General features: G+C 60.6%; 14 protein-coding genes and 1 other RNA gene. 9 read left to right on the top strand and 6 right to left on the bottom strand.

Going from position 1 to position 15,991, the window contains the following annotated elements; genetic code table 11:
- Window positions 1–185 precede the first annotated feature (185 nt).
- The gene (locus AAFO90_RS14785) at window positions 186–809 is read left to right on the top strand and encodes a hypothetical protein (protein ID WP_347509856.1); all 624 of its coding nucleotides are present in this window, start codon (window positions 186–188) and stop codon (window positions 807–809) included.
- A 196-nt stretch (window positions 810–1,005) separates the two neighbouring features.
- Here the strand turns inward: AAFO90_RS14785 and AAFO90_RS14780 are convergent, their stop codons facing one another.
- The 6 genes from AAFO90_RS14780 to AAFO90_RS14755 form a co-directional block, all read right to left on the bottom strand.
- On the bottom strand, window positions 1,006–1,479 hold the full coding sequence (locus AAFO90_RS14780) for a ClpXP protease specificity-enhancing factor SspB (protein WP_347509855.1): 474 nt from the start codon (window positions 1,477–1,479) through the stop codon (window positions 1,006–1,008).
- Window positions 1,480–1,602: 123 nt separating this feature from the next.
- Window positions 1,603–2,898 carry a chromate efflux transporter gene (gene chrA, locus AAFO90_RS14775; protein ID WP_347509854.1) on the bottom strand — a complete coding sequence of 432 codons (1,296 nt, stop codon included), beginning with the start codon at window positions 2,896–2,898 and terminating at the stop codon, window positions 1,603–1,605.
- Between the two features lie 95 nt (window positions 2,899–2,993).
- The gene (locus AAFO90_RS14770) at window positions 2,994–3,440 is read right to left on the bottom strand and encodes an ester cyclase (protein WP_065273398.1); all 447 of its coding nucleotides are present in this window, start codon (window positions 3,438–3,440) and stop codon (window positions 2,994–2,996) included.
- 158 nt (window positions 3,441–3,598) lie between these two features.
- Window positions 3,599–4,063: an ester cyclase gene (locus AAFO90_RS14765; protein ID WP_347509853.1), complete on the bottom strand. Its 465-nt coding sequence runs from the start codon at window positions 4,061–4,063 to the stop codon at window positions 3,599–3,601.
- An 88-nt stretch (window positions 4,064–4,151) separates the two neighbouring features.
- Window positions 4,152–4,504, bottom strand: a transfer-messenger RNA (tmRNA) gene (ssrA, locus tag AAFO90_RS14760).
- Window positions 4,505–4,557: 53 nt separating this feature from the next.
- Entirely contained in the window at window positions 4,558–5,295 is a 738-nt protein-coding gene (locus AAFO90_RS14755) for a FadR/GntR family transcriptional regulator (protein WP_065273400.1), read from the bottom strand.
- A gap of 207 nt (window positions 5,296–5,502) precedes the next feature.
- Here AAFO90_RS14755 and AAFO90_RS14750 point away from each other — a divergent pair, with 207 nt between their 5' ends.
- The 8 genes from AAFO90_RS14750 to AAFO90_RS14715 all read left to right on the top strand — a co-directional run bounded on the left by AAFO90_RS14750 (window position 5,503) and on the right by AAFO90_RS14715 (window position 15,792).
- Window positions 5,503–6,606: a dimethylsulfoniopropionate demethylase gene (locus tag AAFO90_RS14750; RefSeq protein ID WP_274827979.1), complete on the top strand. Its 1,104-nt coding sequence runs from the start codon at window positions 5,503–5,505 to the stop codon at window positions 6,604–6,606.
- 16 nt (window positions 6,607–6,622) lie between these two features.
- Entirely contained in the window at window positions 6,623–7,615 is a 993-nt protein-coding gene (gene acuI, locus AAFO90_RS14745) for an acryloyl-CoA reductase (RefSeq protein WP_347509876.1), read from the top strand.
- A 177-nt stretch (window positions 7,616–7,792) separates the two neighbouring features.
- Window positions 7,793–9,016, top strand: coding sequence for an aminotransferase class V-fold PLP-dependent enzyme (locus tag AAFO90_RS14740; RefSeq protein ID WP_347509852.1), 1,224 nt, complete (start codon window positions 7,793–7,795; stop codon window positions 9,014–9,016).
- A gap of 30 nt (window positions 9,017–9,046) precedes the next feature.
- On the top strand, window positions 9,047–10,483 hold the full coding sequence (locus AAFO90_RS14735; RefSeq protein WP_347509851.1) for a deoxyribodipyrimidine photo-lyase: 1,437 nt from the start codon (window positions 9,047–9,049) through the stop codon (window positions 10,481–10,483).
- A 162-nt stretch (window positions 10,484–10,645) separates the two neighbouring features.
- The gene (locus AAFO90_RS14730) at window positions 10,646–11,086 is read left to right on the top strand and encodes a TrgA family protein (protein WP_065273832.1); all 441 of its coding nucleotides are present in this window, start codon (window positions 10,646–10,648) and stop codon (window positions 11,084–11,086) included.
- A gap of 33 nt (window positions 11,087–11,119) precedes the next feature.
- Entirely contained in the window at window positions 11,120–12,244 is a 1,125-nt protein-coding gene (locus AAFO90_RS14725; protein WP_347509850.1) for an NUDIX domain-containing protein, read from the top strand.
- 81 nt (window positions 12,245–12,325) lie between these two features.
- On the top strand, window positions 12,326–13,360 hold the full coding sequence (locus AAFO90_RS14720; protein WP_065273405.1) for a cysteine synthase A: 1,035 nt from the start codon (window positions 12,326–12,328) through the stop codon (window positions 13,358–13,360).
- Window positions 13,357–15,792: a DUF3772 domain-containing protein gene (locus AAFO90_RS14715; protein ID WP_347509849.1), complete on the top strand. Its 2,436-nt coding sequence runs from the start codon at window positions 13,357–13,359 to the stop codon at window positions 15,790–15,792. Before AAFO90_RS14720 ends, AAFO90_RS14715 begins: the two co-directional genes overlap by 4 nt.
- Window positions 15,793–15,991 lie beyond the last annotated feature (199 nt).

The raw sequence follows: 15,991 nt of genomic DNA, 5'->3' as shown, positions 1-15,991 counted from the left end.
GTCTCGTATGCCGTTGCATGCCGTTTAGCCGACGCCCGGGTCAGGCGCAATCGGCCAGTTGCGCGCATCATAGGGAAACGCGCGCGCGGGTATAGGGACAAATGGGCGCGCCGGATTGCCTGCGCCCCGAAATAAGCTAAAGTCACCCGAAGATACTTTCGCTCATCTGTAGACAAGGAACGCCAGTGCCCGATTATTCTGCCCCCTCCAGTCCATCAGCCGTTGCCCGCGTCGGGGCGTTTCCGGCCGTACGTGACGGTGTGGCATGGCTCCGCTGGGTCATGCTTCAGGCTGCGATGTTTTGTGCCGCAGTTCTGCTGCTTGCGCAGGCGGCTATTGCGGATATCGCGCCGTTTGTCGGGGCCTACACCGGGTCGGTGATCGTCACCCATGCCAACGGCGAGAGCGAGCTGCGGGACATGAGCGTGACGATTGCTGAGGCCAAGAAGGGATTTACCGTCAAATGGAGCACCGTCACCATCAAAGGGGGCGGCAACCGCAAGGCAAAAACCTATGAGATCAGTTTCGTGGACAGCGATCGTTCGGGGATTTTTGCCGCTGCGATGGAGCAGAACGTCTTTGGCCATGCCGTCCAGATGGATCCGATGAAAGGCGATCCCTACGTCTGGAGCCGGATTGCCGGAGATACCTTTACGGTGTTTTCAATGTTCATCGCGCCGAACGGTGACTACGAGATGCAGCAATACGACCGCACACTGGTCAAAGGGGGGCTGGATCTGAAGTATGTGGTCCATCGCAATGGTGAGCCGACCCGGATGGTTTCGACCTTTCTGAAACGTCAGGACTAACGCCGCGCCATATTGCCTTGCTGTCCCCCGTCAGGGCTGGTTTTCGATGCAGAGTAGCCGCGCCGATGGCTGACGGTTCAAGCGGGCAAAGGCCTTATTTGGGGTATCTGAAAAAACGGCGCCCGTGACGCGCAAAAGACCAAGTCGTATTTTCCAATCTGGGTTTCTGGAGATCCGGCAGGCCGCGACTGGCAGGTTACTTGCGGAAGCTGTCCAGCGATACCACCTCGGCGTCGGTTTTCTCCGTCGTCTCATCCGTGGTTGTCTCTTCCTCGGTTGCGGTGGTGTCTTCGGGCTGTTCGTCCTCGACGTCGTCCTCGGCGGTTTCGAACCGCAGGCCGAATTCGACGGAGGGGTCCACGAAGGTTTTGATCGCGTCGTAAGGAATATAGAGCGGCTCTGGCGTTTCACCGAAATTGAGCGTGACGGCAAAGCCATCCTGGTCGACGGCAAGATTGTCATACCAGTGCTGCATCACCACGGTCATTTCTTCCGGGTAGCGTTCGCGCAGCCAGTCGGCGAGCTGGGCATCGGGATGACGGGTGTCAAAGGTGATGAAGAAGTGATGATTGCCGGGCAGACCGTTGTCCGCCACATCCTGCAGGACGGTGCGGATCAGGCCGCGCATGGCGGAATGCATCAGGTTACCGTAGTCGATTTCTCGGGACACGCTTAGACCCCTTTTTCTTTTCTCCTAGCATAGGGGATTCTCCGGGAAACGAAATAGTTACCGGAACCGATTTGTTAAAAAAACAACGGACCGGAGGGGGAATTTTCCGCTCTGGCACAGGGATTACGGGAGCAGCAGATCGGGTGCAGCCGCAACTGCGAGCCCCGCCACAACCATAAGCGCCAGAAGCCAGAGCAGCCGCCCGCGCAGCGCGATGGCCGCGCCCGCTGCCACTGCTGTCAGAAGCAGCGCTTCGGCGTCAAGGCTGCTCCAGTCCGGCACCACAAAGGACAGCGGCCCGACCTGTGTTTGCGGCAGGTTGCGGAACAGCACGTGCAGGAGGAACCAGACCGACAGGTTGAGGATGACACCGGTCACCGCAGCGGTGATCGCCTTTAGCGCGCTGCCAAGGCGGGGATGCTGGGGCAGGCGCTCCACATAGGGGGCGGCGGTAAAGATCCACAGGAAGCAGGGCACGAAGGTCGCCCAGAGGGCCACCGCCCCGGCAGCCAGGAACACGGGCATCCCGCCGGTCGTCAGCCCGGCCAGCATTGCAATGAACTGGGTAACCAGGATCAGCGGTCCGGGGGTGGTTTCTGCAAGACCCAGCGCGTCGATCATCTGCCCGGCGGTGACCCAGCCATGCTGCTCGACCACGGTCTGGCTCATATAGGCGAGCACCGCATAGGCGCCGCCAAAGGTTACCACGGCGAGTTTGGCAAAGAACCAGCCAATGTCTGCCAGAAAGCCGAAGCCGGAAAAATGCAGCAGTGCCAGCGGCGTCAGCCAGAGAATGCTCCAGAAGGCAGCGACCCGCAGCGGCGATTGTGACCCGTGTTCCTTTGTGACTTCTGCCGGTGCCGCTGCCGGTGTCTGGCCTTTCACAAGACCAAACAGACCTGCGCACAGGACGACAACGGGAAAGGGCAAGCCAAGGAAAAACAATCCGACAAAGCCAAGTCCGGCGAGGGCCCAGTCGGAGCCTTTGCTGAGGGCCTTCTTACTGAGCCGCCACAGGGCTTGCAGAACCACGATGATGACTGCTGCCTTGATCCCGGCAAAGGCGGCCTGAACCCCCGGCACGGTGCCAAAGGCAGCGTAAAGCCAGACCAATGCGGCGATAACTGCGGCGCCGGGCAGCACAAAGAGCAATCCGGCCAGAATCCCCCCAAAGGTGCCGCGCAGGCGCCAGCCGGTATAGGTGCACAGCTGCATCGCCTCTGGGCCGGGCAGCAGCATGCAGAAGGAGAGACCGCGCAGGAATTCATCTTCGCTGAGCCAGGGGCGCTGCTCCACCAGTTCGCGATGCATCAGGGCGATCTGGGCAGCGGGGCCGCCAAAGCTCAGCAGGCCGATACGAAGGAAAACGCGGAACAGATCGCGAAAATCCGGGCGGTCGGGCGTGAAGCTGGCAGACAAGTCGATCTCCGCGGCTGATCGGGGCAGGGTCTTGCATGCCTATAGGGCAGCCGCGCCCGCGGAGACAGAAAAAACTAGCTTAGTCTGTGGAGGGATTACTGAGCCCAGATCAATTGTTCGCCTGTGAGGCAGATCGGGAGGGAATCCTCGGGCAGCTGGCCAAGCTGCTCGAACATCTTCATGTAGTCTATGGTTGCAATAAGTTCTGTCACTATTGCTTCTTTGACCCGGGCGATGATCTGCCCGGTAAAGCGAACGTCATCCCCAGTTGCGGCGGATTGCGCCTGCACGATCAACTTTACTGCAACCCATTCCCCCTGCTCGACCGGATAGGCGTATTCGAAGTGAATATTCTTTAGCAGGTCATTCAACGCGGTGACCACTTCGCCATAGTTCTGTGGCGCAGCCAGCTCTGATATCGCTCCCTGCATCGTGGTGCCAGAATTGGAGAGGGCATTTATGGCGGCCGTGTCCGCTTCTTCCCAAAGCTCGTGAAACCATTGCTTTACAGTCTCAAGAACGCTGCCTGTCTGATGAGTCATTCGTTGGGGTCTCGGTTGGTCAGAGTTTAAGTGTCAATCCGGTACTTGTTACCAACAGTGAAGTCGAGAGGGCTTGTGGCTGCGAATCAACCACTTTTACGTGTGGATGTTTTCTGGTGAGAAAGATTAGGGTTGAGCTTGTTTGCGAGGCTGGCGGTCTAAGGCGCCGCGGCGATGCTGTGGGGTATCTGTCTGACCCAATCGAGCCGCTGCCCGGTCATGCAGATCGGGATCGTGTCGGGCGGCAACAGGTCCATTTGCTCCAGCAGGCAGATATAATCGACGTGATTATAGGCTTCGGCGATCCGGCCGTTTTCGAACCGGGCCATAACCTGCCCTGAAACCTCAAGCGGGGCGCCCGTGTCGGTTCTTGAGGTGCGGACGACGAGAAAAGCTGAAACCCAGTCACCTTCGGCGATCACCTTGGGTAGGTCCACTTCAAACCGCCCGACCTGGGCCTGAAAGGTCATGATAAGGTCTCGGAAATCATCGATTCCCATCTGCATTTCAGGAACGATTCCCTTGGCGATGGTGTCCGGTGCAATGAAATCTGTGATCGCGTCCAGGTTTCCTTTTTCCCAGACCTCGGTATACCAGTTTCGCAAGCGTTGAGCGTTGGTCATCACAGTTCTCCGTCTTGCGCATAGGATGCGCCCAGAGTCTGAATAAAACCTATACGGGTGCCTGTGATCGTTGAGAAAGCTGGGGAAAAGTGCAGGTTTCTGTTGCCAGGTACCTGCGAACCCCGCCTAACGCGGCTAGGCGCTAGGACTTAAAGTCGGTTCGACTCGAACTGCTTACGCAGCCAGAGCAACCGGAGCACGATTGTCGTTTGCAATTGTACTAGTTTCGCCGATAACGGTGGCAGACAGCCGAGACAAAGCTAACCCCTTTAGACGTTCGTCGATCCTGTTTCGGCCCCATGATCCCCAAACGAAGGATATATGGTGGAGCCGCCGGGTACCGCCCCCGGGTCCGATCCGCTTATTACGAGCGCGTTTATGTCCATAGTTCCACGAGGGAACAGTGAGAACATAGGTGCTGACCGGGCGGAGTTAAAGGGGCAAATCGGATAGACAGTGCGAATTTTGTGGGCCGATTTACCTGCGATCAGGCGTCAGGTTGAGACCGCCGCAGCACGTGCGGCGAAGACATCCGAGGCCAGCTTGCGCGTTTCCTTTTCCAGATCACTGAGGCCTTCGCTGGCAGCGGTGCCGTCACCGGATTCGATGGCATCCGCGATGCGCCCGTGCAAATCCACGATACGTGCGCGGTCCCTTGCGGTGAAGGTGATCATGTTCATCAGCGGCTGCATCGCCTCGACTGCGCCAGCCAGCTGATAAGACAGGACTGGATTGCCCGCGCCATCGACGAGCGCCCGGTGAAAGGCAACATCCGAGGCGCAGAAGGCTTCATCGGTCAGGCCGGGCTGGGACTGGCGGAACATCTCGGTTCGCATCGTGGCCAGTTGATCGGCTGTGCGCCGCTGGGCCGACAAGGGCGCGCAGGCGCGCTCCAGCGCATAACGCGCTTCACAGGCTGTGTCGAAACTGACCGCATTCATGGACAGCAGCAGGGTCGAGGTGGTCACCTGCTGGGGGTAGGCATCCTCAAAACTCAATCTGTTGACGAAGGCGCCGCCGGTGGCGCCGCGCTGCGTACGGATCAGCGATTGCGCCGCAAGCCGTTTCAACGCTTCGCGTACGGTCGGGCGGGACACCTGAAAATGATCGGCCAGTTCGGCCTCGGAAGGAAGTCGTTCATCGACGATCAGCTGACCGCCAATAATCGCGTCCTTGATTGCTTGTGCGATTTGCACAGAGAGGTCGTCGGAACTGGAAGGGTCGATTTTCATGGGTACTGTCCTGTCGATATCCAGCGTCATTACCATATCGTGAGGGGCTGTAAAAATCATTTGTCAGACATTTAAAAGTCTGACATTTGGGAAGCAAGCGTTGAGTCGCGGTTTCCGACCCTTGGGTGAAGCGTAAAACCCTGTTCCGGTGAGGATGAGGAGGACCGCAGGCTACTGGGCAACGCGCCTTGCCAGGGAGGATTTGCAATGGCACTGATTTCACCGTCGCGTCGGCTGCGGCGCACCCCGTTTTCCCAAGGTGTGGAAGAGGCCGGAGTGCGCGCCTACACCGTTTACAACCACATGCTGCTGCCCACGGTTTTCGAAAGCGTCGAGGCGGATTACCATCATCTGAAAAACCATGTTCAGGTCTGGGATGTGGCCTGTGAGCGCCAGGTTGAACTGCGCGGACCTGATGCCGGGCGCCTGATGCAGATGCTGACCCCGCGTGATCTGCGCGGGATGACGGCAGGCCAGTGTTTCTACGTGCCCATCGTCGATGAAACCGGCGGCATGCTGAACGATCCCGTGGCAGTGAAGCTGGCCGAGGACCGCTGGTGGATCTCCATCGCGGACAGCGACCTTCTTTACTGGGTCAAGGGGATCGCCAATGGCTGGCGTCTTGATGTGCTGGTGGATGAACCAGATGTCTCACCGCTGGCCGTGCAGGGACCCAAGGCCGAGGAGCTGATGGTGCGTGTCTTTGGTGAAAGCATCCGCAATATCCGCTTCTTCCGCTTCGGGGTCTATCAGTTCCAGGGTCATGATCTGGTCATTGCGCGCTCGGGGTATTCCAAACAGGGCGGGTTCGAGATCTACGTGGAGGGCAGCGAATTTGGCATGCCACTGTGGCGCAAGCTGTTCGAGGCGGGTGAGGATCTTGAGGTCCGCGCGGGCTGTCCGAACCTGATCGAACGGATCGAGGGCGGCTTGCTCAGCTATGGTAACGACATGACCGATGACAACACGCCGCATGAATGTGGTCTGGGCCGGTTCTGCAATACCCATACGGCGATTGGTTGTATCGGCCGGGATGCGTTGTTGCGGGTCGCCAAGGAAGGGCCGGTACAGCAGATCCGCCCGATTGCCATCGACGGGGATGCCGTGCCACCCTGTGATCAGTTCTGGTCGGTGTTTGCAGGCGGTCGTCCGGCGGGGCGAATTTCCTCGGCGGCCTGGTCGCCCGATTTCCGCACCAATGTGGCAATCGGCATGATCCGCATGACTCATTGGGATGCGGGCTCAAGACTTGAGGTGGAAACACCCGACGGTATGCGCACGGCCACCGTGCGCGAGAAATTCTGGATGTGAAACGAGGGGAAGCATGATGTTCAACGCATTGGTCGTGAATAAGGACGAAGACACGGGAAAGACATCTGCGGCGGTCGAGGAGATCAGCCTTGATGACCTGCCCGAGGCCGAGGTGACTGTGGCGGTGGACTATTCCACCGTGAACTACAAGGACGGGCTCTGCATCGGCCCTGGTGGCGGTCTGGTCCGCAAATACCCGCATATTCCCGGCATCGACTTTGCCGGTACGGTCGAGGCGTCTTCGGATGCGCGTTACAAGGCGGGGGACAAGGTGGTCCTGACCGGCTGGCGCGTGGGAGAGGCACATTGGGGCGGTTATTCGCAAAAGGCCCGTGTGCGCGCCGATTGGCTGGTACCGCTGCCCGAAGGGCTGACAACCCGCCAGGCGATGGCAGTGGGAACCGCTGGGTTCACCGCCATGCTGGCGGTCATGGCGCTGGGGGATCACGGGCTGCAAAAGGACCACGGTCCGGTTCTGGTGACAGGCGCCGCCGGTGGGGTTGGCTCTGTTGCAACCGCGATTCTGGCTAATCTCGGCTATGAGGTCGCGGCCGTGACCGGCCGTCCTGAGACCGCGGATTACCTGCGCAGCCTTGGCGCGACACAGATCGTGGCCCGTGAAGAAATCAATGAGACGGTCAAACGCCCGCTGGAAAGCGAAACCTGGGCAGGCTGCGTTGATGCGGTCGGCGGGGCGATGCTGGCACGTGTGCTGGGGCAGATGAAATACGGTGCCTCCATTGCGGCGGTGGGGCTGGCTGGTGGTGCGAACCTGCCCGCAACTGTGGTGCCCTTCCTTTTGCGCGGGGTGAACCTGCTGGGTATCGATTCCGTCATGCAGCCCTATGACAACCGCCTGCGCGCCTGGGAGCGGATCGCGACCGATCTGCCGATGGACAAGCTGGAAGCGATGATCCAGCCCGCAACTCTGCAGGATCTGCCGCAACTGGGCGCAGACATCCTCAAAGGGCAGGTCAAAGGCCGCGTCGTGGTGGATGTGAACGGGTAACGGAAACACCGTTTTTCTGAGACGAAGGGAGCGCGCAGGGTTGATACTGCGCGCTCTTTCTTTTGGCGACGCATCTGGCGCCTCACGCTGCAGGACGGTTCCACCGCGTACCGGCGCTTGACCTTGCACGGCAAGATCTGCATCCCTTTTGCAAACACAAAAGCAGGGGAATGACAGATGGCGCTGGATATTGATTTTGTACGCGGGCAATTCCCGGCCTTTGCCGAACCCACGCTGCAAGGGCAGGCTTTCTTTGAGAACGCAGGCGGCTCCTATACCTGCAAGCCGGTGATTGATCGTCTGATACGCTATTACACCCAGCGCAAGGTGCAGCCCTATGCGCCTTATGAGGCCTCGACCTTGGCCGGGGCAGAGATGGACGAGGCCCGGCAACGGCTTGCGGCAATCCTGGGAGTGGATACCGATGAGGTTAGCTTTGGCCCCTCGACCACGCAGAACACCTATGTTCTGGCGCAGGCCTTCCGGCAGTTCCTGTCCCCGGGGGAGGCGATCATCGTCACCAACCAGGATCACGAGGCCAATACCGGCCCCTGGCGGCGGCTGGCCGAAGAGGGCATCGAGGTCCGTGAATGGAAGATCGACCCTGCCACCGGTCATCTGGATCCGGCGGATCTGGAGACGCTGCTGGACGAAAACGTGCGCCTTGTCTGCTTTCCCCATTGCTCGAACGTAGTGGGAGAGATCAACCCGGTGACCGAGATAACCGCGCTTTGCCATGCAGCGGGGGCCTTTGTCTGCGTCGACGGGGTGTCCTACGCGCCGCATGGGCTGCCCAACGTCGGGGAGCTGGGACCGGACATTTACCTATTCTCGGCCTATAAGACCTATGGTCCGCATCAGGGGATCATGGTCATCCGCCGGGCGCTGGGCGAAATCCTTCCGAACCAGGCGCATTATTTCAACGGCGACGTTCTCTACAAGCGCTTCACCCCTGCGGGACCAGATCACGCACAGGTCGCGGCCAGCGCCGGTATGGCGGACTATATCGACGCCCTGTGCGATCATCACGGCGGCCCTACCGAAGACGCGGCAGCGCGCGCCGGGTTTGTGCACGACCTGATGCGTGACCACGAGGTCAAACTGCTGCAACCGCTGTTGGATGCGCTGAAGGACCGCAACGATCTGCGCCTTATCGGCCCAAGCGACGCCGCCGTGCGCGCACCGACCGTGGCTGTTGCCGTCAACCGGTCTGGCGCTGGGCTGGCAGAGGAACTGGCCGGGCACGGTATCATGGCGGGCGGCGGGGATTTCTACGCGGTGCGCGCGCTCTCGGCGATGGGGGTGGACCCGGAACAGGGCGTCCTTCGGATGAGTTTTACACATTACACCAGCGAAAATGAGGTGACGCATCTGATCGAGGCCCTAGATCGCGTGCTGTAACGAGAATGGCAGCACAGGACTTTCAGACATATGACCAGCAATGCCCCGGTGATCTGGTGGATCCGGCGCGATCTGCGCCTTGCGGATAACCCAGCCCTGACGGCTGCCGTGAACAGCGGCGCGCCTGTCATCCCGCTTTATATTCTGGATGCGCAGGACAAGGCGCTGGGCGCGGCGCCGAAATTCCGTCTTGGCCTTGGGCTGGAGAAACTCGCAGAAACGCTGTCCTCGCGCGGTAGTCGGCTGATTTTCCGTCGCGGCGATGCGCAAGAGGTTCTGCGGCAGGTGATTGATGAGACCGGGGCAGGGAGCGTCGTCTGGTCGCGGCTTTATGATCCCGAGGCCATCGCGCGGGATACAGCGATCAAGGAGGATCTGAAGGCCTCCGGGATCGCGGTGAAATCCCATGGCGGGCGGCTGCTGTTTGAACCCTGGACGGTCGAGACCAAGGCGGGGGGCATGTTCAAGGTCTACACCCCGTTCTGGAAAGCCGTTCGCGACCGCCAGCCCGCCGATTTGCTGCCCGAGCCGGGCAAGCTGTCCGCGCCGGAGAGCTGGCCGGTCAGCGATGCGGTGGCGGATTGGCAGATGGGCGCGGCGATGCGGCGCGGCGCCGATATCGTGCGGGCGCATTGTAATGTTGGAGAGCAAGCGGCGCTGGACCGTCTGGACGGGTTCCTCGAAGAGGCCGTCGCCCGCTACAAGGATCGCCGTGATTACCCAGCCGAGGATGCAACCTCGAACCTGTCGGAAAACCTCGCATGGGGTGAGATCAGCCCGCACCGGATGTGGCATCTGGGCCAGCGCGCGATGGCAGGCAGCGGGAAAGGCGCGGAACATTTCCTGAAAGAGGTGGTCTGGCGCGAGTTTGCCTACCACCTGATGTATCACAGCCCGCAGATCCTGACGGAAAACTGGCGGCCAGAATGGGATGGTTTTGGCTGGTCCAGCGAGATCACCCCGGATGTGGAGGCCTGGCAACAGGGGCAGACCGGGTATGACTTTGTCGATGCCGCGATGCGGGAGATGTATGTCACCGGCAGGATGCACAACAGATCGCGCATGATCGTGGCAAGTTTCCTGACCAAACATCTGATGATGCATTGGAAGGTCGGGATGGACTGGTTTGCGGATTGTCTGGTGGACTGGGATCCGGCCGCCAATGCCATGGGCTGGCAATGGACCGCGGGCTCCGGCCCGGATGCGGCGCCGTTCTTCCGCATCTACAATCCGGAAGGCCAGGTCGACAAGTTCGATGCCGATCGCCGTTATATCCGCCGATGGATCGCCGAAGGTCAGCGCAGACCGCCGCAAAGCGCCACCAGCTTTTTTGATGCGGCGCCGTTCAGCTGGGGCCTGTCCCCGGACCAGATGCGCGCCCGCCCCCTGATCGATCTGAAAGCGGGGCGGGAGCGGGCTTTGGAGGCCTATGGGCAGCACCGTAGCGCCGGACAGGAAGCAGGCTGAGTGACGCCGGGCAGGCTAGCTTTGTTGCCCAGTTGCGCATGGTGGCAGAACTTGTTCCCGGCACCCTTGTCTGCGAGGCGGGAACCGGCGAAATTGCTGGTCAATGCAGGATGCGGTGGCCGTTTGGGGGCGACCGCCACAACAGGAACGGAACCCGCCGGGATGCCAAACGGAGCACGACTGATCGCAGCCCTGTCGATGGCGCTGCTTGCCTTTGTTGTTTCGGGCATGATCATGCCCCTGATGCCCGAGGGTACCGATTTTGGCTATTTCACCTATGTGAACATGGCCATCGGGGTTGTCTGTGGCTGGATCCTGATGGGGCGGCGGGCTGGTCATGGTCTGGTGCCCGCCATCAACAACGGGATCACCGGCATGGCGGTGATGGTGTTCTGGGGGCTGTTCGTGCAGGGCGTCTGGGAGATGTTCCGGCTGGCCATGCGGCACCGGTTTGACGGGCCGTTCGAGGCGCTGACTGCGATCTTCACCATTTCGCTGGATTATTTCTTTGTCATGGCGGTGCCGCATGTCCTGCTGGCGCTGGTGATCGGCGGGGTTCTGGCGGGCCTCGCCACCGAGAACGCTCACAACCGCTGGCGCTGACTGTCAATTGTCACTTCATAACGGGAGCGCCTTGTGGCTGATCTCTTTTTATACGGCACGCTGCGCTATGTGCCGCTTCTGGAATGCGTTCTGGGACGCAGCGCCGAAAGTCTTGATGCGCGGCAGGCACAGCTTGCAGATCACGCGGTGCGGCAGGTCAGGGACCAGCACTTTCCCGCCATCGAGGCCTGCGAAGGCGTCTCTGCGCCGGGGCTGCTGCTGCGGGGTGTGACGCAGCAGGATCTCGACGCGCTCAATTTCTATGAAGGCGGTTTCGATTATGCGCTGAAACAGGTGGAGGTGCGCCTGGAGAGTGGAGAGCCTGCGCATGCAGAGGTATATTTCCCCGCGCCCGGTATGTGGGATACCACTGAGCTTTGGGACCTGGACGGCTGGATTGCAGACTGGGGCGCGCTGTCACTGCGCGCTGCCGAGGAGGTCATGGACCTGCGCGGTTGCAAATCGGCTGAGGAGATCGCCCGGATCTTCCCCTCGATCCGCCGCCGCGCCGCGTCCTGGTTGGCGGCGCAGGCCCGGCCAGAGGATCCGGCCCACGATCTGGCTCGGGATGTGCGGGTGCACGGCCACAAACGTGCCTATGTGAATTTCTTCGCCATGGAAGAGATGGACCTGCAGTTCCGCCGCTACGATGGCAGCTTCAGCCCGGTGGTGAACCGGGGCGTGGCGCTGGTTGGACGGGCGGCGGTGGTTCTGCCCTATGATCCGGTCCGCGATCAGGTGCTGCTGATCGAGCAGTTCCGCGCCGCGACCTATATTGCCGGGGAAAAAAGCCCCTGGATGTGGGAGCCGGTGGCGGGGCTGATCGACCCCGGTGAAACGCCGGAAGAAACCGCTCGGCGCGAAGCACAGGAAGAGGCGGGCGTAGCCGTCACCCAGCTGGAGCGTGTGGCCGAGGTCTACCCCTCAAGCGGCGCTTCAGGTGAATTCATTCACATTTTTGTGGGGCTTGCCGATCTTGATGCGGTCGAAGGGGGCGGCGGGCTGGCCAGTGAACACGAGGACATCCGCAGTAAAGTCATTTCGTTCTCTGAATTTATCGATGCGGTGGACAGGAATACCTATCAGGACATGCCTTTGGTAACGGCAGCGCTGTGGCTGGCCCGGCACCGGGACAGGCTTCGCGCGCACATCGGTTGAGCGGGGCACAGTTGTGGCTTCGCGCCTTGTGATCGGAGGGGCGGTTGGCTAAGTCTGTAGAGAAAGATCGAAAGGGATACTATGCGCATTGCACGTGATCTGGCCGATGCAATCGGCCATACGCCACTGATCCGGCTGAACCGCGTCAGCGACGAAACCGGCTGTGAAATTCTGGGCAAGGCGGAGTTCATGAACCCCGGCCAGTCGGTCAAGGACCGTGCGGCGCTCTATATCATCCGCGACGCCATCGCACGCGGCGAGCTGAAGCCGGGCGGCACCATTGTTGAAGGCACCGCGGGCAACACCGGGATCGGTCTGGCGCTGGTGGGGGCCTCGATGGGGTTCAAGACCGTCATCGTGATTCCCGAAACCCAGTCCGAAGAGAAAAAGGACATGCTGCGCCTTGCCGGTGCGCAACTGGTGCAGGTTCCGGCGGCGCCCTATCGCAACCCGAACAACTTCGTGCGCTATTCCGAGCGTCTGGCCAAGGAACTGGCCAAGACCGAACCCAATGGTGCGATCTGGGCCAATCAGTTCGACAATGTTGCCAACCGTCAGGCCCATGTGGAAACCACCGGCCCCGAAATCTGGCAGCAAACCGACGGCAAGGTCGATGGTTTCATCTGCGCTGTCGGCTCGGGTGGTACGCTGGCCGGTGTCGCCGAGGCGCTGCAGCCCAAGGGCGTGAAGATCGGTCTTGCCGATCCGATGGGCGCCGGGCTTTACAGCTATTACACCACCGGTGAAATCGCGATGGAGGGCTCCTCCATTGCCGAAGGCATCGGTCAGGTACGCATCACCAAGAACCTTGAAGGCTTTACACCGGATTTCAACTATCAGGTCCCGGACGAAGAAGCGCTGCCGTTTGTCTTTGATCTTCTGCATAATGAAGGTCTGGTGCTTGGCGGTTCGTCGGCGATCAACATCGCGGGCGCCGTACGCATGGCCAAGGAAATGGGACCGGGCAAAACCATCGTGACGGTGCTGTGTGATTATGGCACGCGCTATCAGTCGAAACTTTTCAACCCCGATTTCCTGCGTGAGAAAAGCCTGCCGGTGCCGGACTGGATGACTCACGCTCCTGCCTCCATCCCGGGTGTATTCGAGGACGTATGAAACGCATAGCTGACTTGCTGCGCATTTGGGGGGCTGGGCTGATCCTGTTGATCGGCCTGGCCCTTCCGCTGTCTGCACAGAGCACGGAAGAGATCCGGGCCATGTCTGCCGAATGGCAGAAAACCGCGACGCGTGCGGAACAGGTTATTGATGCCAACCGGGCGTCCAACGCTGCGCTGGAACAGCTGCGAAGCGAATTGGCCAGATTCCGGCAGACCTTTCTGTCTTCAGGCACCGACAACGCTGACCGGATTCGCACGCTGGAAGGGCAGCTCGAGGCGCTTGGCCCGCCCCCGGCAGAGGGCGAAACCGAGGCCGAGGATATCGCCCAGTTGCGGGCAAGCCTCCGAGATCAGCTGAATGCCTTGCGGGTCCCACGGGTGGTTTCTGAAGAGGCTTACAGCCGCGCCGACGGCTTGATTGCAGAGATCGACAAGATCATTCGTGAGCGGCGCACCAAACGGTTGCTGGAACGGGGGCCGTCGCCTCTGAACCCGCAATACTGGCCCGAGGCAGCGGCCGATCTGTCCGATGCCGGAATGGCGGTGTGGCATGAAACCGCTTTCCAATTGGGCAATGACACCACGCGGGAGCGGATCAGCAACAACCTACCGGCGATTTTGCTGCTGCTGCTGTTGTCCGGGCTGCTGCTCTTGCGGGGACGGCCTTGGGCACGGGCTGCGGGCAGCCATTTGCGCCAATATGGCGGCGGTGGCACCGGGGTTTGGAGTTTCGTGGTCTCCTTGCTGGAAGTTCTGCTGCCGTTCGGTGGCATCCTGTTGCTGACCGCTGCAATTGATCTGTCCGGTCTTCTCGGGCTGCGCGGTTCGCTGCTGACGGATTACGTGCCGGTCTGGGCCTTCTTGCTGTTGTCCTTCCATTGGTTGGGCGAACAGGTCTTCAAGCCGCGCGACGGCAGCAGCCTGATCCCGGTTGCCGACAACCGGCACCAGCAGGCCCGGTTGATGCTGGATTTTCTGGCGGTGTTGCTGGTGCTGAAGGATGCGCTGATCCGTCTTGAGCAGATCGAAAGGATCTCGGTCGAGGCCCATGCGGTGCTGGGCTTCCCGCTGATCGTCTTTGCCGCGCTTGTGATGTTGCGGGTACAGCGGCTAACGGCCATCTCCGAGACGTCCGAGTCCCAGCAGAGCGAGGACGACGACACCGGAGCGCCAGCTGTTTCAAATGTCGGGCGGATACGGTCCGTCGTGCGACGTGGCGCCTATACCTTGGGGATCGTGTCGCCGCTGGTGGCTGCAGTCGGCTATACCAGTGCGGCCGAGGCGCTGATTTATCCGGCAATCTCCACGCTTGCGATCCTCGCGGCAATGCTGGTGCTGCAGCGCTTCATTGGCGATGTTTACGGCTGGCTTAGCGGCAAGGGGCAGACCGCGCAGGATTCGCTGTTCACGGTGATCTCTGGCTTCCTGCTGGTGACGCTGTCGCTGCCGATTTTGGCCATTGTCTGGGGGGCCCGCGTTGCCGACCTGACGGAGCTGTGGTCTCGGTTCCTTGCGGGCTTTTCGATTGGCGATACGCGGATTTCTCCGACCGCTTTCCTTAGCTTTGCAATCGTATTCGCCGCCGGGTATGCGCTGACCCGGCTGGTGCAGGGTAGCCTGCGCAATTCTCTGCTGCCAAAGACCAAGATCGATCCGGGCGGCCAGAATGCCATTGTTTCGGGGCTTGGCTATGCGGGGATATTCATTTCCGCTGTGGTGGCGATTTCCCTGGCCGGACTGGACCTGTCTTCGCTGGCGATTGTTGCCGGTGCCCTGTCTGTCGGGATCGGTTTCGGCCTTCAGACCATCGTGTCGAATTTCGTATCGGGCATCATCCTGCTGATCGAACGCCCGATCTCCAAAGGCGACTGGATCGAGGTTGGCGGGTTGATGGGCTACGTGCGGGACATCTCGGTGCGCTCCACCCGGATTGAGACCTTTGACCGCTCTGATGTGATCATCCCGAACTCTGACCTGATCACCGGGACTGTGACCAACTATACGCGTGGCAACACGGTAGGTCGCGTGATCGTGCCGGTCGGGGTGGCCTATGGCACGGACCTGCGCAAGGTTGAGAGTATCCTGATGGAGATTGCCAAGGCCAATCCGCTGGTTCTGATGAACCCGGCACCCAGTGTGATCTTCCAGGGCTTTGGTGCTGACAGTCTCGATTTTGAAATCCGCGCCATTCTGCGGGATGTGAATTGGGTGCTCTCGGTCAAATCCGAGATGAACTACGAGATCGCTCGCCGGTTCCACGAAGAAGGCATCGAGATCCCGTTCTCGCAGCGCGATATCTGGATCCGCAATCCCGAGGCTCTCGCGACATCGCAGTCTTCCGGTCCGGCTGCCCCTCGTTCGGCGGTCGACGATCCGGTTAAACCCGATCTTCAGGATCTCGACCCCGATCAAGCCGACGGAGAGGATTGAGCGGGCGCGCCTGACGTGCCCGTAAAACCTTGCGCGATGCGGCGTCGCGGGCGGCGGCGAATAGTTGATTCGTTAAGGAAAGTCTGAAAAACCTCGTGCTCTGAGCGGGTTGCGGTAGACTGAGCGGGACCTTGAAGGATGCCCGCCGATGCCCAAACAGCCCGCCTTTCCTGCGCTACGCCAGTCAATGAAGAAGAAA

This window comes from Phaeobacter sp. CAU 1743 (genome assembly GCF_039839315.1).
Lineage (GTDB): Bacteria > Pseudomonadota > Alphaproteobacteria > Rhodobacterales > Rhodobacteraceae > Phycobacter > Phycobacter gallaeciensis_A.
The sequence above is the reverse complement of the archived record's forward strand: the minus strand, read 5'-3'. Positions and strand labels throughout refer to the sequence as shown.